Genomic DNA, 26,800 nt, shown 5'->3' on the forward strand with positions numbered 1-26,800 from the left:
GGCAGCGGCTCGTAAGTCGTCTTGCGGGGTCGTCTTGCGGGGAACTGCCCAGCAGACTACCAACTCGCCGGCAGGCCCCGCCGTGCCCAGGGCCACCTTCACCTTGTCGCGAAATCGTCCGACGGCCGCCGTCGCCCCTAGTCTTCAGCATCATGGAATCCACTGCGCGGCCCGCGGCCGTCGATCCGACGGTTCCCCCTGCTCCGCTGTCCCCCGCCGGGCCCGGCGCCCTGCGCTCCTGGTACCTCTACGACGCCGCGATCTCCGTGATCGATGCGCTGATGATCACGTTCGTCTTCGGGACGTACCTGACGTCAGGGTCCTTCGGCAGCACCGAGCACGCCACGCAGATGCTGTCCCGGGGAACGGTCGTGGCCGCGGTGATGATCGCCGTGGCGGCTCCGCTGATCGGCTGGCTCTCCGACCGCAGCGGCCGCCGATCGACCGGCATCGCCGTGTTCACGGGGATCTGCGCGGCGTGCACGGCAGCCTGCTTCCTCGTGCGCCCCGAGGAGCAGCTGCTCATGCTCGGCGTCGTCCTGCTCAGCGCCGCCAACGCGGCCAAGGAGCTCGCCGTCGTGGACTACTCCGCGACCCTTCCCGGGCTGACCTCCCCGGAGTCGATCGGACGCGTCAGCGGACGCGGCTGGGCTGTCGGCTACATCTTCTCGATCCTGGCCACCGCGTTCGTGCTGTTCGGCTTCATCACGCCCGGCTTCGTGGGGCTGCCCACGGACGAGGCCCTCAACGTCCGGGCGGTCGCCCTGTTCTGCGCCGTGTGGTGCGTCGTCCTGGCTGTCCCGCTGATCGTGAGCCTGCGCCGCATCGAAGCCCGGTGTCCCAGCCGCCGGGCCCCGGGCCCCGGCGGCGGAGCTCTGGCTCCCTACCGGGAGATCGTGCGCATGGTGGTCCACCTCTGGCGCACAGATCGTCGGGCGCTGCACTTCCTCGCGGCCTCGGCCGTGTTCCGCGACGGCCTCTCCGCCGTGTTCGCCTTCGGCGGCCTGATCGCTGCGGGGACCTTCGGGTTCAGCCTCACCGAGGTCATGATCTTCGCGATCGCGGGCAACCTGATCGCGGGCCTCGGTGCACTGCTGGGCGGCCAGCTCGACGACCGCCTGGGTCCCAAGCCTGTGATCGTCGCCGCACTGGCCCTGGTCGCCGTGGCCGGCACCGCCCTGATGCTGCTCGAGGGCAAGGGGGCCTTCTGGGTCTGCGGACTGGCGCTGTGCGTAGCGGTCGGCCCGGCCCAGGCCTCGTCGCGGTCCTACCTGGGGCGGCTGACCACCGAGGGCACGGAGGGCTCCCTCTACGGGCTCTACGCCACGACCGGGCGTGCGGTGAGCTTCCTGGCCCCGCTGCTGTTCGGGACGGCCATCGGCGTCTTCGGCGAACAGCGCTACGGGATCCTGGGCATCGTGGCCGTCGTCCTGCTGGGCCTTCTCATGATGATCGGGCTGCCCACGCGGCCCCGGCCCGCGGTGGCCGCCGCCGTAGCGGTCTCCACCGCGCACACAGCCTGAGCCCTGCAGCATGCGGCTGCGCACAGCAGCCCGCGCCGCCCGAGTGCTCCTCAGCGCGGCAGCTGCGTGCGGTGGAAGCTCAGGTGCGAGCGCGAGGCCGTGGGTCCGCGCTGGCCCTGGTAGCGGTTCTGGTGATCCCCCGTGCCGTAGGGCTCCTCGGCGGACGACGACAGCCGGAAGAAGCACAGCTGCCCGACCTTCGAGCCCGGCCACAGCTTGATCGGCAGCGTGGCCATGTTGGACAGCTCGAGGGTCACGTGCCCCGAGAAGCCCGGGTCGATGAAGCCCGCGGTCGAATGCGTCAGCAGCCCCAGGCGCCCCAGCGAGGACTTGCCCTCGAGCCGGGCGGCGATGTCGTCGGGCAGGCTCACGCACTCGTAGGTGGAGCCCAGCACGAACTCGCCGGGATGCAGCACGAAGGGCTCCTCCGGAGCCACCTCCACGAGCCGGGTCAGCCCCGGCTGCTCGATCGACGGGTCGATCACGGCGTGCTTGTGGTTGTCGAAGAGCCGGAACCATCGGTCCAGGCGGACGTCGATGCTCGAGGGCTGGATGAGGTCGAGGTCGCAGGGCTCGAGCCGGACCCGCTGGGCCTCGAGCTCGGCGCGGATGTCGCGATCGGAGAGCAGCACGGCTGCCACGGTAGTCCACGCGGGCGCCCGACGCATTGGCGCCGTGTCGTGGACTGCGCTAGAGTCGGCGTTCGTCGCGCGGCTGTAGCTCAATGGTAGAGCGCACGCTTCCCAAGCCTGATACGCGGGTTCGATTCCCGTCAGCCGCTCTCTCGTCGGCCTGCGCCGACCGCGCCCGCAGACCCTCCGGTCTGCGGGCGCTTCTCATCGGACGGCCCTTCCGGCTGCGGACAGGGGCGCTCCGTGCGGCCGCAGCCCCGAACGCCACGCGCATATGCCGTCAGCGGCATCAGAGCTTCCCCGCACCCCTGCTCGCGTCTCGTGAAAGGCAGCCATGCTGCGCACCATGTTCACCGGCAAGATCCACCGCGCGACCGTGACCCACGCGGACCTGCACTACGTGGGCTCCGTGACCGTCGACCTGGACCTGCTCGAGGCCGCCGACATCCTCCCGGGCCAGCTGGTCCACATCGTCGACATCACCAACGGGGCGCGCCTGGAGACCTACACGATCCCCGGCGAGCGCGGCTCGGGCGTGATCGGCATCAACGGCGCCGCCGCCCACCTCGTGTCCGTGGGCGACCTCGTGATCCTGATGGCCTACGCCCAGATGGACGACCAGGAGGCCCGCACGTACGAGCCGCACGTCGTCCATGTGGATGCCGGCAACCGCATCGTGCACCTGGGGCAGGACCCCGCCGAGGCCGTCGTCGGGGACGTGAAGACCCCCGATCACGCCGTGAGCTCCCCGGACGCGCGCGCCGAGCTGGGCGGGCGCGGCTGAGATGGCCGGGGTCCTCGCGGGATTCGCGGTCATCTGGATCATCATCCTGGTGGGGGCCGTCGTCTCCCGCGCGGGGATCCTGGGCGATGCCGGCCAGCGCTCCCTGAGCGCCTTCTCCTTCTGGGTGGCCTCCCCCTGCCTGCTGTTCCTGACGGTCTCCGGGGCGGACGTCTCTCAGATCTTCTCCGCCCCGCTGCTCGTGGCCCTGGTCTCCGCCTGGGCCACCGCCTCGCTGTGGTGGGGCTTCGCCTTCGCACGGCGCGCCCTGCGGCGGCGGGATCAGCGGGATCGGGCCGCGCAGAGCCTCCCCTCGGCCGACGACGACGGCAGCTCCGTCGAGCGCCGCGGCGCCCAGGGCGGACGCGCACGGCTGGGCTCCGTGATCATGTCCGGACAGTCCGCCTCGATGGTCAACTCCGCCAACCTGGGCATCCCGCTGACGACCTTCGTGCTCGGCGATGCCTCGGCCGTCGTGCCCGTGATCCTGTTCCAGCTGGCGATCTACACGCCCATCTACCTGGCCCTCATGGACATCGCAGTGCTCGGGCGCCGCCCGAACCCGCTGTCGCTGGTGCGCTCCGTGGCCACGAATCCCATGATCCTGGGCTCGCTGCTCGGCGTGGTCTTCTCGGCCACCGGCTGGCAGCTGCCGACCGTGGCCCACCAGCCGATCGAGCTGATCTCCGGGGCGGCCATCCCGTGCATGCTCGCGGCGTTCGGGATGTCGCTGGTCTCCCACCGCCCGTTGCAGGGCACTCGCGCCCACCGCCAGGAGGTCGCGCTGCTCTCCGCGCTGAAGCTGATCGCCCAGCCCGTCCTGGCCTGGCTGTTCGGCCTCGCCCTGGGCTTGGACCCCGCCACGCTCTACGGCGTGGTCCTGATGGCGGCGCTGCCGACGGCGCAGAACGTCTATGTGGCGGCCGTGCGCTATCGCAGCGCTGAGGCCGTGACCCGCGACGTCGTGCTCGTGACCTCCGTGGCCGCCATGGGGACCATGGCCGTCGTGGCCCTGCTGCTCGCCTGAGCCGCCCCCATTCATCTCCCGTTGCGCGACTTCCGGGGACTCGCCCAGACGATTGTGTGCCAATTCACATCTGGGAGTATCCTGGGCCGTGGAGGTGCCTGCCGTGTCCACGGTGCACCTCGCACGAATCGAGCACACGGAGGAACCTCGTGAGAGCAGAGCACCATCGGCGACGGCTGCGCACCGCAGCGCTCGCCTCGATCGGAGCACTGATGCTGGCGGGCTGCGCATCGGATGATGGCGGTCCCACCGAGCTGACGTGGTACATCAACCCGGACAACGGGGGGCAGGTCACGATCGCCGAGCAGTGCTCCGCGGACTCGGGCGGGAAGTACACCATCACCACCTCGCTGCTGCCGCGCGATGCCGCCACGCAGCGCGAGCAGCTGGCCCGCCGCCTGGCGGCCGGCGACAGGTCCATGGACATCATGTCCCTGGACCCGCCCTTCATCCCCGAGCTGGCCGAGCCGGGCTTCCTGGCCGCACCGCCGCAGGAGCTCGTGGAGACAGCTACGCAGGACACCCTCGAGGGCGCCCAGGCCGGTGCGCAGTGGGACGGCGAGTACGTCTCCATCCCGTTCTGGGCCAACACGCAGCTGCTGTGGTACCGCAAGTCCGTGGCCGAGGCCGCCGGGCTGGACATGACCCAGCCCGTGACATGGGAGCAGATCATCACGGCCGCGAAGGACCAGGACAAGTACCTGGGAGTGCAGGGCGTGCAGGGCGAGTCCATGACCGTGTGGGTCAACAGCCTCGTGGAGTCCGCCGGCGGCTCGATCGTGGAGGGCGACCCCGCCTCGGTCGACACCCTGGAGCTCGCGCTCGATTCCGAGGCCGGGGGCAAGGCCGCAGGCATCGTCGGGACGATCGGCGAGGAGGGACTGGGCGGTCCGGGCATCGACACCCAGGACGAGAACGCCGCCATGGAGCAGTTCCGCGGCGAGAAGGGCTCGTTCATGGTCAACTGGCCGTTCGTCTACTCCGCCACCCAGGGCGCTGTCGCGGAAGGCTCGGTCGAGCAGTCCGTGATGGACGACATCGCCTGGACCACCTGGCCCCGCGTGGACGCGGACACCCCGTCGGCTCCCCCGCTGGGCGGCATCAACCTGGGCGTGGGCGCCAGCTCCGAGAACCAGGACCTGGCATGGGAGGCCATCGAGTGCATCTCGGACCCGGCCAACCAGGCGAAGTACATGGTCTCCGACGGCAACCCCGCCGCCGCCTCCTCTGCCTACGAGGACAAGGCCGTGCAGGAGGCCTACCCCATGTACGAGGCCATCCGCGAGTCCCTGGACAGCGCCGCCCCGCGCCCGCAGACCCCGTACTACAACGAGATCTCCTCCGGCATCCAGCAGGAGTGGACCCCGATCCATGAGGTCAACGAGAACACCCCGGCGAACTCGCAGGAGTTCATCGACTCCGTCCTGAAGGGAGAGTCGCTGCTGTGAGCACCTCGACTCAGGGCCGCCGACGGCCCGCCTCCGCCCCGGTCTCCGACCGGCTGAAGTCCGAGCGCCGCCTCGGCTGGCTGCTGGCCGGACCGGCCTTCGCGGTCATGCTGCTGGTGACCATGTACCCCATCGTCCAGGCGCTGTTCGACTCGCTGTTCTCCTACCGCCTCACGGCCCCGGATGACCGCGAGTTCATCGGCCTCCAGAACTACTGGACGGTCCTCACGGACGGTGTGTTCTGGAAGGACCTGTGGGTCACGTTGCTCATCACGGTCGTGACCGTCGCCGTGGAGCTCGTGCTCGGCTTCGCGCTGGCGCTGGTCATGCACTCGGCGATCAAGCAGCTGCGCGGCCTGCTGCGCACCGTGATCCTGGTGCCCTACGGCATCATCACGGTCGTGTCGGCCTTCGCCTGGTTCTACGCCTTCGACATCAACACCGGCTACGTGAACTCGTGGTTCGCCTGGCTGCCGGTCATCGGCCCGGACTTCAACTGGTTCGGCCAGGGCTGGTCCGCGCTGCTGGTGATCATGGCCTCCGAGATCTGGAAGACCACACCGTTCATCTCCCTGCTGCTGCTCTCGGGCCTGGCGCAGGTGCCGAACGAGCTCGGCGAGGCCGCCAAGGTCGACGGCGCCGGCTGGTGGGAGCGCATGGTCAAGGTGACCATCCCCTCCATGAAGGCCGCCATCATGGTCGCGGTCGTCTTCCGCGCCCTGGATGCCTTCCGCATCTTCGACAACATCTACATCATGACCAACGGCCAGTACGGGACCGAGTCGCTGTCGCTGCTGACCTACCGCACCTCGATCACCCGTCTGGAGATCGGCCTCGGCTCGGCGATCTCCGTGATCCTGTTCATCTGCGTCCTGCTGATCGCCGTCGTGGCCATCAAGGGCTTCAAGGTGGATCTCACCGGAAGGAAGGGCTGATCCCATGACCGGCAAGCAGAAGCTCGGCTGGGCGGTCATCACCGTCCTCGTCCTCGTGTGGTGCCTCTTCCCGGTGCTCTCGATCCTCATGAACTCCTTCAAGTCCGCCTCGGACCTGACCTCGGGCGGGTTCATCCCCACCCAGTTCACGTGGGAGAACTACGAGATGATCTTCGTGGGCTCGGCCCAGGACCTCTTCGTCCCGGCGCTGCGCAACTCGATCGGCATCACGCTGATCGCCACGGCGATCGCTGTGGTGCTGGCGACCCTGTGCGCCTACGCCATCGCCCGCCTGGACTTCCGCGGCAAGTCCCTGATCCTCACGACCTCGCTCATGGTCTCCATGTTCCCCGTCGTGTCGATCGTGACCCCGCTGTTCAACATGTGGCGCCAGATCGGGCTCTACGACACCTGGCTGGGCCTGATCCTGCCGTACCTGTCGCTGACCCTGCCGATCTCCATCTGGACGCTGGCGGCCTACTTCCAGCAGATCCCGTGGGATCTGGACTCCGCGGCCCAGGTCGACGGCGCCACCACCCTGCAGTCCTTCCGCAAGGTGATCGTGCCCATGGTGACCCCGGGCATCTTCACGACCGCGATCATCGCGTTCTTCATCGCCTGGAACGACTTCGTGTTCGGCATCGGCCTGACCTCGACCTCGGCGGCCCGCCCCGTGCCGGCCGCACTGGGCTTCTTCACCGGCGCCTCGCAGTTCGAGGACCCCGCCGGCGCCATCTCCGCCGCCGCGATCGTGGTCACCATCCCGGTGGTCCTGCTGGTGCTGCTGTTCCAGCGCCAGATCGTCTCCGGCCTCACCCAGGGCGCCGTCAAGGGCTGACGCCCGGTACGGACCCGAAACCACACTTCCTCCCCACGAGAGGCGCACAGCACCATGGCATCCATCACCATCGACAATCTCATCAAGAAGTACGACGACGGCTTCCCCGCCATCAAGGGCGTCAGCATCGACGTCGCCGACGGCGAGTTCCTGATCCTCGTCGGCCCGTCCGGCTGCGGAAAGTCCACCCTCCTGCGCATGGTCGTGGGTCTGGAGGACATCACCGACGGCGAGCTGCGGATCGACGGGACCCGCGTCAACGAGAAGCAGCCACGAGAGCGCAACCTCTCGATGGTCTTCCAGAACTACGCCCTGTACCCGTTCCTGACCGTGTACGAGAACATCGCGTTCCCGCTGCGCCTGGCCAAGGGCTCGGACAAGCTCCCCGAGGACCAGATCGACGCCAAGGTCCGCGAGGCCTCGCGCCTGCTGGATCTCGACGATCACCTGGAGCGCAAGCCCGGCAACCTGTCCGGCGGTCAGCGCCAGCGCGTGGCCATGGGCCGCGCGATCGTGCGCGAGGCCGACGCCTTCCTGTTCGACGAGCCGCTGTCCAACCTGGACGCCAAGCTGCGCGGGCAGATGCGCACCGAGATCGCGCAGCTGCAGCGCCGTCTGGGCATCACCTCGCTGTACGTGACCCACGATCAGACCGAGGCCATGACCCTGGGCGATCGCGTGGCCGTGCTGAAGAAGGGCGAGCTGCAGCAGATCGCCTCTCCGCGCGAGCTCTACGAGCAGCCCGTCAACCTGTTCGTGGCCGGGTTCATCGGCGCCCCGTCGATGAACTTCCTGCCGGCCCATCGCAACGGCGACGTCTTCGTGACGCCGCTGGGCGAGATCCCGGTCCCGGCCCATGCCCAGGGCCGTCTGGACTCGGCCGGCGAGCTGCTCGTGCTGGGCGTGCGCCCGGAGCACTTCGCGGATGCCCGCGACGTCGCCGACACCCCGTGGTCGGCCAAGGGCGCCACGTTCGACGCCGAGCTCTCGCACACGGAGTGGCTGGGCAACCAGCAGTACGGCTACGTGCAGTTCGAGCAGGACCGGGACGTCAAGGACAAGCTCGACGAGCTCGCCCGCGACCTGGACGCCGATGAGATGCCCGCCCAGGTGGTCGTCGAGCTGCCCGCCAGCTCTCGCGTGCGCGGCGGCTCGCAGGCCAAGCTGTGGCTGAACACCTCCAAGATGCACGTGTTCGACCCGCAGACCGGCGAGAACCTCACCCGCGACGAGGAGGCCGGCGCCGAGCTGACCCGCGAGGCCAACGAGGAGCGCAAGGCCGACATCGCGCGGATGCGCGACCATCAGGCCTGACCCGCCTCCTGCCTGACGACAGCGGCCGGTCCTCCCCTCACGGGAGGACCGGCCGCTGTCGTCGTGCCGGGTCGCAGGGTGGCCGTCCGCCTGACTCCCGCACGGCGATCCGGCGGGGCCGGCGGCTCAGCCCTGGTTCCAGGCCATCCACACCAGCAGCAGGACCGCGGCGATCGCCGCCAGACCCGTGAGCAGGGGACGCAGCCACGGGAAGCGCATCAAGGGGCCCACGAGCCGCGGCCAGGTCTTCGCCATGTGCGCTGGGCTGGCCTGGGCGAAGCGCTCCGTCTTCACCCCCAGGTGCTCCACGAGGCGGTCGATGGACTTCCGGTCCCAGATCGTCCCGTCCATGCGGAACAGGCGCCGCCCCGCGTCGTCGGCCGCCCACAGGTAGGGCCGAGCGACGCCGCGGCGGCGCTTGGTCCCGTCGGAGCCGGTGCGCGCCGGGCGGCGCAGGGAGTCCACGACCACCAGCCGCTCGATCTTCGCCCGCTCCATCGTGTGGAAGCCGATCGTGCGCGAGCCGAGCACATGGGTGGGCGTGATCGCCACGGTCACGGGCCGCAGCCAGCGCCACGCGCTGACGGCGCAGCCGATGATGACGATGACCAGCACGATGATCCCCATGGGCGCCGGCCGCCGCACCCCCAGCACGGCAAGGCACAGGAGCCCGAGCACGACCGCGGGCAGGCAGGCCAGCAGACGCCGGCCCATCGAGCCGATGCGAGGGTGCAGAACCCGCTCGGCGGTGCCGTACTTCGCGGGGATCTGGCGGATGGACTCGGCCATGGAGTGCGGCTCCTTCGAAGCGCGGGCGGTGTCGTCGACTAGCGTAAGGAGGATGGATCAGAACACGGCGGTGCGCAGGGCGATCGGCATGTGGCTGGTCCTTCTCGTGCTCGCCATGGCTGCCGCGTGGATCACGATCTCGCTGGTCAACAAGTACATGTACGGCCCGGAGACGGACGTCCGCGCCTACTTCGAGAGCCTCCAGGACGGCGACGGCGGCCGCGCCCTGGGCCTGCTCAATGCGCAGGTCGATCCCGAGGACGATGCCGTCCTGCTCGACGGCGAGCCGCTGGCCGCGGCCACCGAGTCGCTCGAGGACCTCGAGATCTCGACCGTCTCCCAGGACTCGGAGGAGGCCGTGGTGCGCGCCGACTTCACCCTGGACGGTCAGCCGCATGCCTCCGAGTACCGCCTGGTGCCCGTGGACACCCAGTGGGGCTTCTTCACGGTGTGGGGCTTCGAGGAATCCGAGCTCCCCTCGGTCACCGTGTCCATGCCCGGGGCCACCAGCGCCGATCTCAACGGAGCCTCGGCGGCGCTGCCGGAGTCCGAGCAGCGCTTCGCAGCCTTCCCGCCCGGTGTCTACTCGGCCTCCTACGCCTCGCGCTGGGTCGACACCGATCCTGCCTCGGTCGTCCTGACGGACGAGGCCCAGACCGAGACCATCGCGCTGGAGGCCACCCCGTCGGAGGCTCTGGAGACCGAGATCTCCGAGCAGATCGCCGCTGACCTGAGCACCTGCACCGAGCAGTCCAGCCTGTACCCGACCGACTGCCCGTTCTCCTACGACTTCGACGGCCGAGTGGACGGCGACGTCACCTGGAGCATCACCAAGCAGCCCGAGCCGCCCGTGACGATCGGCGTGGACGGCGGCAAGGACTGGGCCCTGGGCTCGGCGAAGGGCATGGCCGAGGTCTCGTTCACCTCCGTGGACCTGTTCGACGGCACCACCGAGGAGGTCACCGAGTCGGTGCCCTTCACCTACCAGGCCGATCTGGCCGTCAGCGACGACAGCGTGAAGGTCACCCGCCGCTGAGCCCCTCGCGCCTGCTGCCCGCATGCGCTTCCGCGCCGCGCATGCGGCATCCAGGCACACAGGCGCGGGAGGCCGGGTGGGAGGGGTCAGGCGTTCAGACCGCGCAGATCCAGCACCAGGGAGTCCTCGGCGCCCTCGGCGACCGTGAACGGGATCCCCCAGTCCTGCTGGTACAGGTGGCAGGCGGCGTGGTCCGGGATCTCGCCGCCGGGCTCGCCGTCGCAGGCGGCCGCGCGGGCGGTGATGTGCAGGACGCCCTCGGTGACGCCATCGGCGAGCGTGATCTCGCGCTTGAGGCCCTGGGCGGCGCCGCCGCCGTCGACCAGCGCCTCGGCCGGGGAGACCGACAGCTTCAGCTGCGTGGGATCTCCCCAGCGGTCGTCGAGCTTCTGGCCGCTGGGGGCGGCGAAGCGGACGTCGATCGTCATGGTGCCGCCGGCGATCGGGGTGCGGCTGCGCTGGGAGACGGAGGCGCCCTCGTCGACCTGCAGCAGCTTCTCCGGAACGGGCAGGCGCACCAGGCGGTGCCGGTTGGTCTCCACCACGATCAGCTCGGGGGTCTCCCCCGAGGCGTCGACCAGCAGGTCCGACGGCTCGTCGAAGTCGCGCTCGAGCGTGGAGAGCTGTCCCTCGACGGGATCCCAGCGCCGGATGGCGCCGTTGTAGGTGTCGGCCACGGCGATCGAGCCGTCGGGCAGCACCGCGACGCCGAGCGGGTGCTGCAGGCGCGCCTGGGTCGAGTCGCCGTCGCGGAAGCCGAAGTCGTAGAGGCCGAGCCCCGCGGCCGTGGCCACGCCCGAGAGGGCGCCGTCCGCCACCGCGATGGAGCGCAGCGCCGAGGACTCGGAATCCGCCGCCCAGATCGTGCCGTCCGGGGCCTCGACCAGCCCCGACGTCTGCGCGAACCAGGACTGCGAGGGATCCCCGTCGACCAGGCCCTCGTCGCCGGTGCCCGCCGCCACGGCCAGCTCGCCGGTGCGCGGATCGAAGGTGAAGATCTGATGCGTGCCGGACATCGCCACCACCAGGGTGTCGGCGGCCGCGGACCACACGACGTCCCACGGCGAGGACAGCGCGACCTCCCGCGGGTCGGCTTCAGGATCGATGTGATCGGCGTCCACGCCCTTGGCCCGCTCCGAATCCAGCAGGCGCTGCACACCGCTGCCCGCCAGGGTCGTGACCTCGCCGTCGGACAGGCGCACGCCGCGCAGGCGGTGGTTCACGGTGTCGGCCACGATCACGTCATAGCCCACCTGCTCGCGGACGCCCTGCGGCAGCAGCGCGAGCCCGCGCGGCTCGTTGAAGTGCGCCTCTTCGGGGCTGCCGTCGGCGTGGCCGCGGGTGCCGTCGCCGATCACGGAGCGCACGGTCTGCAGGTCGGCGGCCATGCGGACCAGGCGGTGGTGACCGGTGTCGGCCACCAGCACGGATCCGTCCTCGAGGGCCACGGCCTTCTCCGGGAAGCGGAGGTCGCCGTCGGTGATCTCCGGGGGGACGTAGGGACCGTCGCCGCGGTGCAGCGTGCCGGCCGCCTCGTGCTGCTCCACGAGCTGCTCGACGAGCGAGACGATCCCCTGGACGTGGCCCTCCCCCGAGAGGTGGGCCACGATGTAGCCCTCGGGATCCACGACCACCAGGGTCGGCCAGGCGCGCGCGGTGTACGCGTCCCAGGTGCCGAGCTCGGGGTCATCGAGCACCGGGTGGTGGATCTCATAGCGGTCCACCGCCGAGGCCAGGGCCTCGGGATCGGCCTCGTGCTCGAACTTGGGCGAGTGCACGCCGACCGTCACCAGGACGTCGGAGAAGCGCTCCTCCAGCGGACGCAGCTCATCCAGCACGTGCAGGCAGTTGATGCAGCAGAACGACCAGAAGTCCAGGATGACGATCTTGCCGCGCAGCTTCTGCCAGTCGAGCTGCTCGCCGCCGGTGTTCAGCCAGCTGCGGCCTGTCAGGGCGGATGCTCGGACGCGGGACTGCGCGCTCATCTGGGGTCCTCTTCCTCGTGCTCGTCTCGTGCGGGGCCCGATCGCTCGGTCCTGCCCCGTCGTGTCAACCCCCGGCGGGCGCCGGGGTATTCCGTCCGGCTCAGCGGCGCTCGCGCTCGGCCAGCGACTGCATCATCTCGTTGTAGGCCTCGAGCTCGGCATCGCCGGTGCGATCCGCCTCGCGATCCACCCGGCGGTTCTCGCGCTTGCCGTCCATGGCCCACTGGATGGCCACGACGACGGCCAGGATGGCCGTGGGCAGCTCGCCGATGCCCCACATCAGGGCTCCGCCCATCTGCTGGTCCTCGATCGCCGAGGCGCCCCAAGGACGGCCCATGTTGCCGAACCAGGAGGCCTCCAGCAGGGAGTCCATGCCCATGATCGTGACGCCCACGAACGCGTGGTAGACCATCGTGGCGATCAGCAGGACCAGTCGCATGAAGTGCGGCGGCCGGTACGGGATGGGGTCCTGGCCCACGAGCACCAGGGCGAACATGTACCCGGTGAACAGGAAGTGGGCCATCATGAACTCGTGGCCCACGTGGTAGCGCAGCGTGACCGACAGCAGGTCCGTGAAGTAGAAGATCACGATCGAGGCCGCGAAGTTCACCGAGGCGAAGATCGGGTGCGTGACGACCTTGCCCCAGGTGGAGTGGACCAGGCGCAGGATCCACTCGCGCGGTCCGCGAGTGCCGTCCTGGCGCGGCTCCAGGGCCCGCAGGAGCAGGGTGACGGGCGAGCCCAGGACCAGGAACACCGGGATGATCATGGTCAGCGACATGTGCTCGACCATGTGCGCGGAGAACAGCACCCGCGCGTAGATGGCCAGACCGCCGGACGTCGCGTACATCAGCAGGGCCAGGCCGGCGAACCAGGACACTGCGCGCAGGGGCGACCAGCGCCCGCCGGTGCGCGCGAGCTTCCACAGGGCCCAGGCGTAGGACAGGCCCAGCACGGCGATGACCGCGACCCACAGCCAGTCGAAGCGCCACATGGTGACCAGGCCCTCGGGCGTCGGCGCCGGCGGCAGCTCGTAGAACGTGAGGATGCGCGCCGGGGAGGCGTTGTCGGAGAGCTCCTCGGGCACCGGGGGCGCCGAGTTGCCGAGTGCTACGGCGACGCCGATCAGCGCGCCCATGAGCACGAGCTCGCCCAGGATGACCTGCCATACGGCTCGGCGCCCCGAGACCTTCCCCGCCTCGAGCGCGGGGATCACTGCGCGGCGGTGCATGAGACCGGCCACGCCCAGCAGCAGGGTCAGCAGGAGCTTGAGCAGTGCCAGGACCCCGTAGTCGCTGGTGAGCTGCTCCCAGGTGCCGATGCGCACCCCGGCGTTGATGATCCCGGAGGCCAGCACGAGGGCATAGCAGCACAGCGCCAGGGTCGAGAAGCGATGCAGGACCACGGCGATGGTGGGGACGCGGCGGCCTCGGGCGGCCTGCCCGGACTCGGCGCCGCGGCGCCCGCGCGTGCCGATCGGCAGTGCCGAAGTGGTGGTGTCCGCGGCCAGCTGCGGCGAGATCCACGCCAGAGCGGCGAGCCCGCCGGCCCAGAGGCAGACGCCGAGCAGGTGCAGACCCAGGGAGTTGACCGCGCCCATGTGATCGTCGCCGCCGGCGCTGTGGCCGTTGAGGGCCATGGTCACGATCGCGAGGCAGCCGACCGCCATGGCCGCGGCCAGTCCCAGCCGGGAGCGCAGGCCGAAGAGCAGGGTCGTGGTCACGGCGGCGACGATCGTGCCCACGGCGATCGCCTGCCCCGTGGGGATCTCGGTCGCGAAGCTCACGAGCTGGCGCGTGTAGTCCGAGCTGGCGGACAGCTGCACCCCGGAGACATCGGCATAGGTCAGGATCAGCACCGCGACCGAGGCCACGGTCCACACGATCGACGACGCCCCGGCCAGAGCGACGGTGCGCGCGAACAGCGGGGACTCGGGCTCCTGCTCCCCCGCGCGGGCCCGAGGCGAGCGGCCCCGCCCCGAGCGCTGCCGGTGCGGGAGCACCGACACGGCCAGCAGCACGGACCCGAGCGCGACGATCATGCCCGTGTCCCGCAGCGCCTCGGCGATCGGCAGACCCCAGCGCACTGCGGCTCCCGGATCGGCGACCTCCTGCGGGGCGGAGGCGCCCGAGAAGGCCAGGGCACCCAGAAGCGACAGCAGCACCACCACGAGCACCCCTGCGATCCACCAGGGCGAGAGGCCGTGGACGACCCCGGGCCCGGTGGAGGGCGAGGATCCGCCTCCGAGGGCGGGGCCTCGCCCCGACCGCCGCTGCTGGGCGGTCCCGGTCGAGTTCGCCGTGCTGCTCATGCTGTCCTCCCGGCCGGCGCCGTCTGCGCCGCGGCCTGTGCTGCTGGGCGCGCCGTCGCGGCGCACCTCCATCCATCTGCTGCCGGCCGACCGGGGCCCGCGTTCGGGGCCTCCGCCGGGCAGCGCTGTCCCGAGGGTCTCACCACAGCTGCTCCCCCACGAATCCGCCCGGCTCGCAGGCCGGCGGGATCGCGAACACCGAGGACCCGATCGGCACCGTCCAGGTGTTGAGCATGTCGAGCTCGTCCAGGCGCTGCTGGATCGGGAGGAACTGCTGGGCCGGATCCGACTGATACGACGCGAACAGCAGACCGGAGTCGCTGACCCCGCCCTCCGTCTCGTCGTGGCGGGAGAACCCGGAGGCCCCGCTGACGGGCATGTCGTAGTTGTAGACCCGCCGGTGGATGCGCACCCGCTCATCGGGGTGCCGCGCCCGGCGCATGTGCGAGTAGTCCGAGATCACGGGGAACCCCACGGGGGTCGTGGCCTCGAAGTCGGGCTCGTCGTGCTCGTGCTCACCGGTCAGGGGCGCCCCGGTGTCCAAGGTGCGTCCCACGGCGTCCTCGCGCCCGATGCGGTCGACCTCGTCCCAGGTGTCCAGGTTCATGTGGATCCGGCGCAGCACCAAGGAGGTGCCGTTCTGGATCCAGGGCTCGAACGCGTCCTCGCCCTGGCCCCACACGATCCTCTCGTGCTCGGGCGTGCCTGCGGCGGTGTCGACGGTGCCGTCGACCTGCCCGAACAGGTTGCGCGGCGTGGTGCCCGCGGGTTCGGCTCCGGCGGCGGTGCGGAACCCGTCCTGCACCCAGCGCACCTGCCCGAAGCCTCGGACGTCCTTGAGCAGCACGCGCTGAGCGTGCGCCAGGGTCAGCGGGTCCTCGCAGCACAGCTGCAGCAGCAGGTCGCCGTCGCTCCAGCGCGGCTGCAGCTGATCGATCGAGAACTCCGGCAGCGGGGCCAGCCACGACGGGGCGGCCGCCGGGGCCAGGATCCGCATCAGCCCCGACCCGAAGCCGAAGGTCACCGTGAGCCTCGACGGGTTCAGCGCCAGCTCGGGCTCCTGGTCGCCGATCGGGGCCTGGCCCTCGGTCAGCTCGGCGGCGTCCTGGGTGAGCACGACGAGCATGCGGCGCAGGTCCTCGCGCGTGGTGCCCTCGGTCAGATCGATGCCCAGGAAGGCCGCGAAACCCTGCGCGGGGGTGTCGATGCCGGCCTGGCGCTCGCCGTGGAAGTCCTCGGCGATGTCGCCGATGAACGCGGGCTGAGCCTCTTCCGCCTGAGCGTTCGAGCCTCCCGAGCGCGTCGGCACGGACAGCCTGGAGGCGCCCAGACCGACAGCGCCCAGGCCAGCCGCAGCGGCAGCTCCCACGGCGCCGCCTGCGCCGAACAGCCCGCGCCGGGACAGGCCCCGCGCGGGACGGGACTCGCCCTGAGGCGCCCCGGCCGCAGCCCAGGGCGGCTGCGCTGAGCCGCCCTGGGCCTCGACCGGGCCCTGCTGCGCGCCGCGGGAGCGCGCAGCAGGATCGGGACGGCGCTGTGTCACGCAGCCTCCTCGCACATGGGCAGCGCCTCCGAGGAGGAGTCCTCCATCCCCGCCATGTCACCGTGATCCATGCCCTCCATGCTCTCGTCGGCATGTTCCGGGCTCTCACCGGCGGTGGGCTCCTCGCCCGGTGCGTACTCCTCCTTGGCACCGGCGTAGTCGCGCACGGGCAGCCGGAGGCTCTGCTCCTGACCGCCCTCGAACTGCAGCTGCACGCTCAGCTCGGTGCCGGCCATGGGGGCGCACTGCAGATCCATGAGCATGATGTGCTGCCCACCCGGTTCGAGGGTCACGGTCTCCCCCGGCTCGATCACGATCGGGTCCTCCAGCGCCTGCATCTTGGTGGCCCCGGTCTCCGGATCCGCGACGGTCTCGTGCAGCTCGACCTCGCCCGCGATGCCGTCGGCAGAGGCGCCGGTCAGGGTGACGGCGGTGTCGCCGTCGTTGCGCAGCTGCCCGAAGGCGGCGGTCATCCCGCTATCGGCCGCCTTGATCCAGGGCTGCTCGACGCCCAGCTGATCGCCGCCCTGCGCCTCGGCGCTGCTCGAGGCGCTGCTGGAGGCCGAGTCGCCGTCCGGGGCGTCCTGTCCCACGGCGCAGCCGGACAGCAGGAGCAGGCCGCCCACGGCGGCCGCAGCGGGCAGAAGGCGCCGCCGCGCGGCTGCCTGCGCGCTCATCGCCCCATCCTCCGCATCATCACGACGGCCGCAGCGACGGCACCCAGCACGACGACGCCGCCGCCGATCAGCAGCCACAGGGCTGTGCCGGAGGACGACTCGTCCCCAGTGTCGGACGAAGGCTGGTCGTCGTCCTGCCCCTCGGTCGGGGCGTCGTCCGCGTCCGGGGAGGCCGACTCCGGGGCCTGCGCCGAGCCGGATGCCCCGGCGGACGACGACCCCTCGGCCGGCTCCCCGCCTGCGGGCTCCTGCGAGGCGCTGGCCTCCCCGCCCTCGACCGTGTAGTCGTAGGCGCCCTCGATCGGGTGCCCGTCGGAGGAGACCACCCGCCACACGACGGAGTACTCGCCCGGCTCGTCCGCCTGATCCGACAGGGGCTGGGTGACCGTCGTTCCCTGGATCTCGGGCTCGCCGTCCGTCACGTCCGAGCCGTCGGGCCCGCTGACGCGGATATCGAGGCCGATGTCCTGCGGGGCCGCGGAGAACGTCAGATCGATCCCCTGGGGAGCCTCAGCGCTCGAGGCCCCGCTCTCGGGGCTCGAGCCGGTGAGGCTGTCGTGTGCCAGCGCCGGTGCCGGCATGGCGATCAGCGCGGCAGCGGCCAGTCCGGCCCCCGCGCTCATGGTGTGCTTGCTGATGGACATGGAGTTCCTCCTCCGCCGCGCCTCGGACATGCCCTTCAGGGAATGGAGGGGCGGCGATGATGCTGTGATGGAGCCGATCCGGTGCCGGTGCTGGCCCGCTCGGCGTGGAGCTGCGCATCTCGCCATCGTCCGCAGGCAGAAGCCGCTGGACCCGTGAGGGGCCGCGACGTCCACGGGCCGACGCGCCGGTGCGGTCTCAGGCGCACTCCGGAGCGCGCGGCTCGACGTGGAGCGCGGAGGATCAGATGGCGAGCATCCGCACGGGCGGACCCCGGTAGCGCAGTGCGGCCAGGATCACCTGGGCGAGACGCGGCACGGCCGGGCCCATCGGTGCGCAGCGCCACGCGGATGCGGCGATGACGACCGGGTCCCCGATCCGCGAGATCAGTGCTCGAGCACGGATCAGCAGCGTGGCCGCGGCCCGCAGGGCGAGCTTCTCGCCGTGGCGCAGCACCAGCACGGTCACGATCCCGGCCGCAGCGTGCAGGACGGGCATGAGCCATGCGGCGCTCGCGGAGCTGACTCCGAGCGCCTCGAGCGCCGCATGGTCGTGGACCATGGCTCCGGTGGCGCTCAGGACCAGCTCCGGGCCGTCGGAGGCGGCACCCACGTGCCCGGCGTGCGAGGTGTGATCGACGGCTGCGGACATGCTCCCGGACACGGAGAACAGTCCGTGGAACAGCAGCTGCGACACGGCGACGGACAGCGTCAGCCCCAGCCCGGGCAGCCGCAGTCCGGCCAGCAGCATGCACACCGGCGCCGACAGCGCGAGGCACAGGGCCACGAGCAGCGGCGACGGCCACGGGCCTCCGGCGGCGGTGTGGGCCAGGGCGGCTGCACCCGTGGCCACCGCGGCCGCGGTCCAGCCGCGCAGCAGTCGGAGGGAGCGCGCGGTGATCACGGCGAGCGTCCCTCCTTCGGGCCTCCGGCGGCGATGCGGACTCCGGGCGGCGGGGCCTCGACCGCCCGGGCAGATGCCCCACAGTATGCCGCGCGCCGCGTCCGCCCCGCAAATCCGCGGGGGCCGGTTGCGGGGCCATGACGCGGAGCACCGCCTGGTCCGAAAACGCCTCAGGGCGGCTCCCCCGAGGGGGAGCCGCCCTGAGGCGCTCGGGCCGGGCAGCAGTCCTGCTGCTCAGCCGCGCCGCATCACTTGGAGGAGGCCGCAGCCTTCAGCTTGGAGCCGGCCGAGAGCTTCACCGAGTGGCCCTCGGGGATCTCGATGGACTCGCCGGTCTGCGGGTTGCGTCCGGTGCGCGCCTTGCGGACGGTGCGCTCGACGGAGAACCAGCCCGGGATGGTGACCTTCTCGCCCTGAGCGACGGAGGTCTCGAGGACCTCGAAGAGGGCGTCCAGGACGCCGTTCACCTGCGCCTGGGTGGTGTCGGCCTTCTCGGCGATCTCGGCGACGATCTCGCTGCGGTTCTTAGCCATACTGCAGTCCTCCTGAAGATTGGGGTCTACTCAGTGGCATCTCATCGGGAGATGCCCGCCGAACGGGAAATTACCAGCTCGACTTGGTGATGCCCGGCAACTCGCCCTTGTGAGCCATGTCCCGGAAGCGCACGCGGGAGATCCCGAACTTCTGGAAGGTGCCGCGCGGGCGGCCGTCGATCTGGTCGCGGTTGCGCACGCGGACCGGCGAAGCGTCGCGAGGAAGCTTCTGCAGGCCCAGACGAGCTGCCTCGCGAGCCTCGTCCGAGGCGTTCTCGTCGATCAGGGTCTTCTTGAGCTCCGCGCGCTTGTCGGCGTAGCGGGCGACGATGACCTTGCGCTGCTCGTTCTTGGCGATCTTGGACTTCTTGGCCATCTCAGCGCTCCTCGCGGAAATCGACGTGCTTGCGGGCGACCGGGTCGTACTTCTTCAGCACGATGCGATCCGGGTTGTTCCGACGGTTCTTGCGGGTCACGTAGGTGTACCCGGTGCCGGCGGTGGACTTCATCTTGATGATGGGACGGACGTCCTTATCCTTGGCCATATCAGAACTTCTCCCCTCGTGCCTGCATCTCGGCGACGACAGCATCGATGCCGCGGGCGTCGATGACGCGGATGCCCTTGGCGCTGAGGTTCAGCGTGATGTTGCGGCGCAGGGACGGGACCCAGTAGCGCTTCTTCTGGATGTTCGGGTCGAACCGGCGCTTGGTGCGGCGGTGCGAGTGCGAGATGGTGTGCCCGAAGCCCGGCTGAGCTCCGGTCACCTGGCAATACGCTGCCATTGTGCTCTCCTCCAAATGTCGACGAATGACGGCACGCTGTGGTGCGCGCTGATGCACGGATGCAACTGCGGCAGCGGCCAGGGCGTCCCGTCACCTGAGTACAGCCACCGTTCATGAACCCAGGGCCCGCACTCGGGCCCGGCACGGTGGGTAACCGTCAGGGGTCCGCCATGACGACGGTGAAGATCTTGGTGCCGGAAGGTGGACTCCACCACACGACAGCCTTAGATAGTAGGTTGACGCCGGGTTGCCCGCAACTTTCCGCATCCCCCGGTGAAGGAGGATGCCGCCCCTCCCCGGGTGCCGTCCGGAGCCTTGATCGGGCCCGAGACAGGGATGGGACGAGAGGCGAGTCTAGTCGACACGGCGCGGAAGACCAACCGGCAGGGGGTGGGATCACCCACACCCTGCCGCGCGGCTCAGCCTTCGACGGGGCTCACGGAGCCGGTGGTCCACGGCGCGGTGGGGGCGTCCGGGTCCATGGTCCGCGGCTGCGAGGGCGCGCCCTCGCGGTTCTGCCTGCGCATCCCGCGCCCGAGGGCCCGATTCATGACCGCGGACAGCGAGCGCACGCGCTCCGAGCCCTGGATCTCCTCGAGCAGCACGCGTCGGCCCTCGTCATCGGCCAGCGGGATGCGCCAGTTGGGATGCTGCTCATCGGTCGTGCCGGGCTGGTTCTGCACGCGGCGCTCGCCCACGGCGTCGACGAGCTGGACACAGTGCAGCAGCGACGGCGCCAGTCCCAGGTAGGCGTGCAGTGCCTCGACGGTCTGCTGCTCGCTCGCCTCCTCGGGCAGCAGGCCCTCGGCCCGGACGGCGTCGAGCCAGCGCTGCAGCGTCTGCTGAGCCTCGGCTCGCTCCTGCTCGACGGGCCGCTCGAGCAGTCCGAGCTCATCGCGCAGGTCCACCTGGACGCCCTGGAGGTAGCCGGCGGTCGGCGGGAAGTCGTGCGTGCCCACCGAGGCCATGGTCTCCACGCGGTAGTCGCGGGGGTCCTTGGGGCCGTCGCCCTCGGTCTCGAACCACAGCACCGAGGTGCCGAGCACGCCGCGGGCCGCCAGCTCCTCGCGCACCCAGGGCTCCACCGTGCCGAGGTCCTCGCCGACCACGACGACGCCCGCGCGCTGGGCCTCGAGCGCCAGGATGCCGAGCATGGCCTCGTGGTCGTAGTAGACATAGGCGCCCTCGGAGGCCCTGTTGCCCTCCGGGATCCACCACAGCCGGAACAGGCCCATGATGTGGTCGATCCGGATGCCGCCCGCGTGGCGGAAGATCCCGCGCAGCATCTCCCGCCACGGGCGGTAGCCGGCCTCCGCCAGACGGAACGGATGCCACGGCGGCTGGCTCCAGTCCTGACCCTGCTGGTTGTACATGTCGGCGGGAGCGCCCACGGAGACTCCCCGAGCCAGAGACCGGTTCAGCGACCAGGCATCGGCCCCGTCCTTGGACACTCCCACGGCCAGGTCATGCATCACGCCGATCGCCATGCCCGCCGAGTCCGCAGCGTGCTGGGCGCTGGCAAGCTGCTCGTCGAGCAGCCACTGCAGCCAGATGTGGAAGTGGACGCGGCTCTGCAGGCGCGTGCGGGCCTCGACGGCGTACGGCGAGTCCGGACCGGCGGCCTCGTCCTCCCACAGCGGCGAGTCCTTTCCGATCTCCTCTCGGATCGCGCACCACAGCGCGAAGTCCTGCAGCTGCTGCCCGCCCTCGGCGGCGAAGCGGCGCAGCTGCTGCTGGCGCTGTGCTGAGCGGCGGACGGTGTAGAGCAGCTCCAGCGCCTTCAGCTTGGCGGCGTAGACGGAGTCCCGCTCGACGTCGTCGACCTCGAGGATCCTGCGCCGCTGGATGGCATCCAGCGTCTGGACGACCTCGGCGTCGCCGGGACGGAGGTAGACGATCTCGGGGATGCCCGCGATGCGCAGATACAGCGGGTTGAAGAACCTCCGGGTCACCGGCAAGTAGGGCGAGGCCTCCAGCGGGGGCACCGGCTCGGAGGCGTGCAGGGGGTTGATCAGGATGTAGTCCGCGCCCTGCTCGCCGCCGATCGCGGCCAAGCCCGCGAGGTCGTTGAGATCGCCCACGCCCCAGGTCCGGTTCGAGGCCACGGAGTAGAGCTGCACGGCCCAGCCCCAGCGGCGCTTGTCCTGCAGCCGATCGGTGGTGGACAGGCGGGCGGGCGTCACCGCCAGCTCGACCTCGGTGGGCACCCCGTGATCGATCTCCGGGGCGCTGGCGCGCAGCTCGTACCACTCCGGGGCCAGATCGGAGGGGATGCGGTAGAGGATGCGATCGACCGGGCACCCGTCGATCTCCCGGGTGCTCAGGCTTCCGGGCACGGCCTCGAGGGGCCGGGTCCGCTCTCCCGCGAAGAGCTCCACGGTGGGCTCGCTGCCGGAGGGGACGTGCACGGGGAAGGAGTCGTCGCGGCCTTCGACGGCGATCACCACCGGCGGCAGGAGCCTGCGCCAGGGGGCATCCAGGTGCTCCTGCAGGGAGTCCAGCGCGGCCCGCTCGGAGGAGACATCGAGATCCAGGGCCGTGAGCACCGAGCTCAGCGTGGCGTCCGGGACCTGCGCCTCCTGGCCGTCGAAGCCCTCGTAGCTGGTGCTCACGCCCAGCTGCTCGGCCAGGCGCCGCAGCGTCTGCCCGGACGGACTGCCGCCGGTGCTGGTGGGTCCTGCGGAAGTGCTCAAGCGCTCCTGGGGTTGATCCATGCCGCCATCGTATCGGTCGGCTCCATCGTCCCGACGAGTCGACCCTCACACCGCCGACGAGCCCTCGTCGCGCGCGGCGAGGGCTCGTCGGAGTCGGGTCAGCGGTTCCAGAGGCCGTAGGTCGCGGCGAGATCCGAGACCTTGCGGGCGCGGGCCAGGCGCGGCAGGTAGCTGCCGTCCATGGTCCCGGACATGCCGGACTCGTGCTCGTGGAGCAGTTCGCGGGCCCAGGCGATCTCCTGCTCCGAGGGCGCCAGTCCGGAGTTGATCGCCTCGGTCTGAGCCGGATCCAGGGTCAGCTTGCCGGTCATGCCCATGGACTGGGTCACGCGGCAGGCCTCGTCGAGCTGCTCGCCGGAGGCGCCGGGGGTCGGGCCGTCGATCGGGCCGGGCAGACCGCCCACGCGGGAGGCCACCACCAGGGTCGAGCGGGCATGGGCCAGGGCCATGGGGTCGCCGGAGGCGCCGGTGTCGCGGCGGAAGTCGCCCACGCCGAAGGCCAGGCGGAAGACGCCCGGGGCCCGGGCGATGTCATTCGCGTTGACCAGGCCCAGCGCGGACTCGATGAGCGCGATGACCGGGGTGCCGGCCGGCATCATCATTGCGGTGCGCGTGATGTGATCGGACGACTCGGTCTTGGCCAGCATGATCCCGCGGAGGTTGCGCGCCCCGGACAGCGCATCCAGGTCCGCCTGCCAGTGCTCGGAGTGGATGTCGTTGATCCGCACCCACGCGCCCGCGCCCTGGTTCAGCGCCTCGACGACATCGGCCCGCCCCTGCTCCTTCTGCCCCTCGGGCAGGCCGTCCTCGATATCGAAGATGACGGAGTCGGCCTCCGAGGCCAGCGCCGGGACGAAGGCCGAGGGATCGCCGGCTCCGACCAGCAGCACGGAGCGGGACAGCCGGGCCGGCAGAGCGGCGGCTCGCTGATTGCGGTACGGGGTCACGGAATCATCCTTCAGGGGAGTGGGGGCGGCCCGGCGGCGGGGGCGGGGCCTGCGCGGCAGCCGGGCGGGTCTCGACCCACCAGCGTACCGCCGTCGCCCCAGCCGGGCCGGGCCGCTGAGCGCAGGTCGCGCCGCGGGGTCGGCGCCCGGGCTCAGACCGCCAGGGGCGTGTGCGCCGGATCCACGCGCTCGTCGGGGCGCACGGGTCCGGGGGCGGTCCCGTCGCCGAACGGGCTGCCGCCCAGCGCCTCGCGGCCGTGGGGCTCGAGCCAGTTCTCCAGCGACGGCCCGACCGGAACGATCTGCGTGGGGTTCAGGTCCTCGTGGACGATGTAGTAGTGCTCCTTGATCTGCTGGAAGTCGACGGTGTCGCCGAATCCGGGGGTCGTGAACAGATCGCGGGCGTAGGCCCACAGGTTGGGCATCTCGGACAGCTTGTTGCGCGAGGCCTTGAAGTGGCCGTGGTAGACGGGATCGAAGCGCACCAGGGTCGTGAACAGGCGGACGTCCGCCTCCGTGACGTGATCGCCCATCAGGTAGCGCCGGTCCGCCAGCCGCTCCTCGAGCCAGTCCATGGCGGTCCACAGCCGGTCGTAGGCCTTCTCGTAGGCCTCCTGCGAGCCGGCGAAGCCCGCGCGGTACACCCCGTTGTTGACCTCGGTGTAGATCCGCTTCATGACCGCCCGCATCTCGTCCTCGAGCTCAGCCGGCCACAGGTCCGGGGCGCCCTCGCGATGATGAGCCGTCCACTGCTTGGCGAAGTCCTCCGTGATCTGCGGGAAGTCGTTGGTCACGACCCCACCGGTCTCGATGTCCACGATCGCCGGCACCGTGATGCCGCGGGGGTAGTCGGGGAATCGGGCGAAGTAGGCCTCCTGCAGCCGCTCGATGCCCAGCACCGGGTCCTTCCCGCCCTCGTCGAGGTCGAAGCGCCACGAGCGGACGTCGTGGGTGGGCCCCGGGAGCCCGACCGAGATGGCATCCTCGAGCCCGAGCAGGCGGCGCACGATCAGCGTGCGGTTGGCCCACGGGCAGGCGCGCGCGGCGACCAGGCGGTAGCGCCCCGCCTCGACCGGCCAGGCCTGCGCCCCCTCGTTCAGCCGCGCCGACGACGGGTCCGCCACGATCCGGTCCTCGATGTAGTTGGCGTCCCGGTCGAACTCCTCGCCCTGGTGCACGTAGGCGCCCTTGGTGCTGTGCTCGGTGCCTGCTGTCGTCAGCTCGCTCATGGCTCTCCTCCATCGTGGTGCGCTTGCGGCCCCGAGCCCCGCGCTGCGGCGGGGCCGGCGACCCGTTCCTGGTTTAGATGATACGTCACCAAAAGAGATCCGGCCAGTGCCCATGACCCGCCTCACGACCGAGGACGCTCGCGCATCCCGTACGATCCCGCCAGACGTCCTGCGCCCGCCCCCACGGACGGCGGGAACACCCCGACACCCCCACCGTCACCCGGCCCGCTGCGCGCGGGCCAGAGGGAGAGCACCCCGTGAGCCAGAGACTTCGCGTCGACATCGTGCGGACGGAGGCGCAGCTGCAGGAGTTCATCGACCTGCCCTGGGAGCTGCACCCGGCCCACCTGCACATGCCGATCATGGAGGAGACGATCCGCAGCTGGTTCCACGGCTCCGCGGATCACCCGGGGCGCATCGACCTGGTCCTGGTCCGCGACCAGGAAGGGGCCGCGCGGGCTCGCTCGACCGTGCACACCCACGACGCCTTCGAGCAGCGTCTGGGCACGCCGACCCTGTTCTTCGGGGCCACCGAGTTCGCAGATCACGCCTGCCTCGAGACGCTGACCGCCTGGGCCGCCGAGCGCGGGCGGTCCATGGGCAAGCAGCAGCTGCTCGGCCCGGTGGCCCTGGACGGGCAGGAGCGCTGCGGCGTGATCACCAGCGGCTTCTCCCAGCCGACGTTCATGGACCAGCCCTGGAACCCGAGCCGCGTCCCGGACAGCTTCGAGGCCCTGGGCTTCGAGCGCTGGACCGAGGGCGCGACCTGGAGCGTGGACCTGACCCGCGCGCCGCTGCGCCGCCCCGAGGCAGCCGAGCTCGACGCCCGCGGTGTGGAGCTCGTGCAGCTGCGCCGCCGCGACGTGGACGGCATCCTGCCGGAGATCGCCGCCGCCGTGAACGAGGCCATGGGCCGCCAGCACTACTTCACACCCATGGACGAGCAGCAGTTCGCCGCCTCGGTCAAGGACCTGTCGATCATGCTGGATCTGGAGATCGTGGGACTGCTGCGCGATCGGGCCACCGGGCGGATCGCCTCGCACTTCATCTGCATCCCGAACATCTCGCCCGCGGTGCGCGAGGCGCGCGGCCGGATGCGCCTGTGGGACCAGGCCAAGCTGCTGGTGTGCAACCGGCGCTACCGCCGCGAGGCCCTGCTGCTGGTCCAGGGCACGCGCGCGGAGCACGAGGGCCAGGGCCTGCTGTCGATGCTCAGCCAGGAGGTCATGTCCCGCCTGCGCGAGAAGGGGTATCGCCGGCTGCTGGTGACCTTCATCGTGGAGGAGAACCGCGGCTCGTCGCGCCAGTTCGAGCGGGTGGGCGGGGCCCCGCTGCACGGCACCACCTTCTACCGAATGGATCTCACCGGGACCCGCGAGGCTCCGGTCGTATCCTGAAGACGGGTCAGATCCGCCGCAGGTCCGCGGGCGGATCAGAACCACCAGGAGGTGATCCCGTGACCGAGCGCCCCGATCCGGCCGAGGACTCCGTGCACGCGCCATCGACGGACGAGCGCACCGTCCGCGCGCGACGCCGGGCTGTGCGCGGGATATCCCTGGCCATGATCAGCCTGGGCCTGCTGCTGTGCGCTTCGCTCTCCGCAACCGGCCGGAGCCTCCTGGGAGCCCTGGGCCTGCTCCCTGCGGTGCTGGGTGCTGCGGGATTCCTGGCCGTGGGCATGGGCGTGCCTGCAGGGCTGCGCCTGCCTGCTCGCGAGCACCGCCGCGGCCGCGCGCTATGGCTGCTGCCCTCCGCGGTGCTTGCCCTGGCCCTCGTCTTCCTGGGCGCAGCCTTCTGGGCCGACGGCACCGCCCCGGAGTCCGGCTCCCCCTGGACGATCGTCTGGCTGGTCAGCGCAGCCACCCTGGTCACCTTCGCCGGACTGAGCTTCGGACTCGTGGCGGCCTCCCGCCTCACCATCCACGATGACGATGACGCCCCGCTGCGCCGTGTGGACTGGGCCGAGGAGTATCCCGAGCGCTTCGAGGACCGCCCGCACCGGCGCCCCGACGACGGCTACGACTCCTCCTGGATCCGCGGCCAGCGACGCTGAAGAGCATCCTGCCCCCGGGGGTGCGAACGGGCCCTGCCGCTTGGGGGATCGGCAGGGCCCGTTCTGGCGTCCGCATCGGGGGAACGGGACGCACCATCGCGCGCGGGAATCATCCGAGAACACATACGGGGGACGTCCTCGGGCCGATACGCGCGAC

The 26,800-nt window shown here is 70.9% G+C and carries 25 protein-coding genes and 1 tRNA gene; 11 read left to right on the plus strand and 15 right to left on the minus strand.

The window, feature by feature from the left end; translation table 11 throughout:
- Window positions 1–152 precede the first annotated feature (152 nt).
- Window positions 153–1,523 (plus strand): MFS transporter, encoded by a 1,371-nt coding sequence (locus JOE55_RS05405; RefSeq protein ID WP_204782239.1) that lies wholly within the window; start codon window positions 153–155, stop codon window positions 1,521–1,523.
- A 50-nt stretch (window positions 1,524–1,573) separates the two neighbouring features.
- On the opposite strand, the gene dcd is transcribed toward JOE55_RS05405, so the two are convergent.
- Window positions 1,574–2,155 (minus strand): dCTP deaminase, encoded by a 582-nt coding sequence (gene dcd, locus JOE55_RS05410; RefSeq protein WP_053448328.1) that lies wholly within the window; start codon window positions 2,153–2,155, stop codon window positions 1,574–1,576.
- Between the two features lie 78 nt (window positions 2,156–2,233).
- Here dcd and JOE55_RS05415 point away from each other — a divergent pair.
- From JOE55_RS05415 to JOE55_RS05445, 7 genes are all read left to right on the plus strand, one after another.
- A tRNA-Gly gene (locus JOE55_RS05415) sits at window positions 2,234–2,304 on the plus strand.
- Between the two features lie 185 nt (window positions 2,305–2,489).
- Window positions 2,490–2,939, plus strand: coding sequence for an aspartate 1-decarboxylase (gene panD / locus JOE55_RS05420; protein WP_006213858.1), 450 nt, complete (start codon window positions 2,490–2,492; stop codon window positions 2,937–2,939).
- Between the two features lies 1 nt (window position 2,940).
- Window positions 2,941–3,963, plus strand: coding sequence for an AEC family transporter (locus JOE55_RS05425; protein ID WP_204782240.1), 1,023 nt, complete (start codon window positions 2,941–2,943; stop codon window positions 3,961–3,963).
- 149 nt (window positions 3,964–4,112) lie between these two features.
- Window positions 4,113–5,411 (plus strand): extracellular solute-binding protein, encoded by a 1,299-nt coding sequence (locus JOE55_RS05430; protein ID WP_204782241.1) that lies wholly within the window; start codon window positions 4,113–4,115, stop codon window positions 5,409–5,411.
- Complete coding sequence (locus tag JOE55_RS05435; RefSeq protein ID WP_338125431.1) at window positions 5,408–6,346, plus strand: carbohydrate ABC transporter permease; 939 nt, start codon at window positions 5,408–5,410, stop codon at window positions 6,344–6,346. The genes JOE55_RS05430 and JOE55_RS05435 overlap by 4 nt, the downstream gene beginning before the upstream one ends.
- 4 nt (window positions 6,347–6,350) lie before the next feature.
- Window positions 6,351–7,184 carry a carbohydrate ABC transporter permease gene (locus JOE55_RS05440; RefSeq protein ID WP_024289786.1) on the plus strand — a complete coding sequence of 278 codons (834 nt, stop codon included), beginning with the start codon at window positions 6,351–6,353 and terminating at the stop codon, window positions 7,182–7,184.
- 54 nt (window positions 7,185–7,238) lie between these two features.
- Window positions 7,239–8,498, plus strand: a complete 1,260-nt coding sequence (locus JOE55_RS05445; protein WP_204782242.1) for an ABC transporter ATP-binding protein — start codon at window positions 7,239–7,241, stop codon at window positions 8,496–8,498.
- A 126-nt stretch (window positions 8,499–8,624) separates the two neighbouring features.
- On the opposite strand, the gene JOE55_RS05450 is transcribed toward JOE55_RS05445, so the two are convergent.
- On the minus strand, window positions 8,625–9,287 hold the full coding sequence (locus JOE55_RS05450) for a hypothetical protein (RefSeq protein ID WP_204782243.1): 663 nt from the start codon (window positions 9,285–9,287) through the stop codon (window positions 8,625–8,627).
- A gap of 52 nt (window positions 9,288–9,339) precedes the next feature.
- On the opposite strand from JOE55_RS05450, the gene JOE55_RS05455 reads away from it, so the two are divergent.
- Window positions 9,340–10,323, plus strand: coding sequence for a hypothetical protein (locus tag JOE55_RS05455; RefSeq protein ID WP_040560442.1), 984 nt, complete (start codon window positions 9,340–9,342; stop codon window positions 10,321–10,323).
- A gap of 86 nt (window positions 10,324–10,409) precedes the next feature.
- On the opposite strand, the gene JOE55_RS05460 is transcribed toward JOE55_RS05455, so the two are convergent.
- The 13 genes from JOE55_RS05460 to JOE55_RS05520 form a co-directional block, all read right to left on the minus strand.
- Window positions 10,410–12,308, minus strand: coding sequence for an NHL domain-containing thioredoxin family protein (locus JOE55_RS05460; RefSeq protein WP_204782244.1), 1,899 nt, complete (start codon window positions 12,306–12,308; stop codon window positions 10,410–10,412).
- 100 nt (window positions 12,309–12,408) lie between these two features.
- Window positions 12,409–14,619 carry a bifunctional copper resistance protein CopD/cytochrome c oxidase assembly protein gene (locus tag JOE55_RS05465; protein WP_239546442.1) on the minus strand — a complete coding sequence of 737 codons (2,211 nt, stop codon included), beginning with the start codon at window positions 14,617–14,619 and terminating at the stop codon, window positions 12,409–12,411.
- 139 nt (window positions 14,620–14,758) lie between these two features.
- Window positions 14,759–16,162, minus strand: a complete 1,404-nt coding sequence (locus JOE55_RS05470; RefSeq protein ID WP_204782245.1) for a Dyp-type peroxidase — start codon at window positions 16,160–16,162, stop codon at window positions 14,759–14,761.
- Window positions 16,159–16,839: a copper chaperone PCu(A)C gene (locus JOE55_RS05475; protein ID WP_204782246.1), complete on the minus strand. Its 681-nt coding sequence runs from the start codon at window positions 16,837–16,839 to the stop codon at window positions 16,159–16,161. The genes JOE55_RS05470 and JOE55_RS05475 overlap by 4 nt, the downstream gene beginning before the upstream one ends.
- Window positions 16,836–17,483: a copper resistance CopC family protein gene (locus JOE55_RS05480; protein WP_204782247.1), complete on the minus strand. Its 648-nt coding sequence runs from the start codon at window positions 17,481–17,483 to the stop codon at window positions 16,836–16,838. The genes JOE55_RS05475 and JOE55_RS05480 overlap by 4 nt, the downstream gene beginning before the upstream one ends.
- Window positions 17,484–17,724: 241 nt before the next feature.
- The gene (locus JOE55_RS05485; protein ID WP_053447914.1) at window positions 17,725–18,384 is read right to left on the minus strand and encodes a hypothetical protein; all 660 of its coding nucleotides are present in this window, start codon (window positions 18,382–18,384) and stop codon (window positions 17,725–17,727) included.
- A 248-nt stretch (window positions 18,385–18,632) separates the two neighbouring features.
- The gene (locus JOE55_RS05490) at window positions 18,633–18,917 is read right to left on the minus strand and encodes an HU family DNA-binding protein (RefSeq protein WP_006213874.1); all 285 of its coding nucleotides are present in this window, start codon (window positions 18,915–18,917) and stop codon (window positions 18,633–18,635) included.
- Window positions 18,918–18,987: 70 nt separating this feature from the next.
- Window positions 18,988–19,293, minus strand: a complete 306-nt coding sequence (rpsN, locus tag JOE55_RS05495; protein ID WP_053447915.1) for a 30S ribosomal protein S14 — start codon at window positions 19,291–19,293, stop codon at window positions 18,988–18,990.
- Window position 19,294: 1 nt separating this feature from the next.
- Window positions 19,295–19,462, minus strand: a complete 168-nt coding sequence (gene rpmG, locus JOE55_RS05500; protein ID WP_006213876.1) for a 50S ribosomal protein L33 — start codon at window positions 19,460–19,462, stop codon at window positions 19,295–19,297.
- A 1-nt stretch (window position 19,463) separates the two neighbouring features.
- The gene (gene rpmB / locus JOE55_RS05505) at window positions 19,464–19,700 is read right to left on the minus strand and encodes a 50S ribosomal protein L28 (protein WP_006213877.1); all 237 of its coding nucleotides are present in this window, start codon (window positions 19,698–19,700) and stop codon (window positions 19,464–19,466) included.
- A 419-nt stretch (window positions 19,701–20,119) separates the two neighbouring features.
- On the minus strand, window positions 20,120–22,393 hold the full coding sequence (gene malQ, locus JOE55_RS05510) for a 4-alpha-glucanotransferase (RefSeq protein WP_338125432.1): 2,274 nt from the start codon (window positions 22,391–22,393) through the stop codon (window positions 20,120–20,122).
- Window positions 22,394–22,512: 119 nt separating this feature from the next.
- Window positions 22,513–23,361: an HpcH/HpaI aldolase/citrate lyase family protein gene (locus JOE55_RS05515; protein ID WP_024289775.1), complete on the minus strand. Its 849-nt coding sequence runs from the start codon at window positions 23,359–23,361 to the stop codon at window positions 22,513–22,515.
- Window positions 23,362–23,513: 152 nt separating this feature from the next.
- Window positions 23,514–24,590 carry a glutathione S-transferase family protein gene (locus JOE55_RS05520; RefSeq protein WP_204782249.1) on the minus strand — a complete coding sequence of 359 codons (1,077 nt, stop codon included), beginning with the start codon at window positions 24,588–24,590 and terminating at the stop codon, window positions 23,514–23,516.
- Window positions 24,591–24,847: 257 nt separating this feature from the next.
- Between JOE55_RS05520 and JOE55_RS05525 the strand changes: the two genes are divergently transcribed.
- Window positions 24,848–25,987: a hypothetical protein gene (locus tag JOE55_RS05525; RefSeq protein ID WP_204782250.1), complete on the plus strand. Its 1,140-nt coding sequence runs from the start codon at window positions 24,848–24,850 to the stop codon at window positions 25,985–25,987.
- 59 nt (window positions 25,988–26,046) lie between these two features.
- Window positions 26,047–26,643 (plus strand): hypothetical protein, encoded by a 597-nt coding sequence (locus JOE55_RS05530; protein ID WP_204782251.1) that lies wholly within the window; start codon window positions 26,047–26,049, stop codon window positions 26,641–26,643.
- Window positions 26,644–26,800 lie beyond the last annotated feature (157 nt).

It is taken from the genome of Kocuria palustris, assembly GCF_016907795.1.
GTDB classification, from domain to species: domain Bacteria; phylum Actinomycetota; class Actinomycetes; order Actinomycetales; family Micrococcaceae; genus Kocuria; species Kocuria palustris.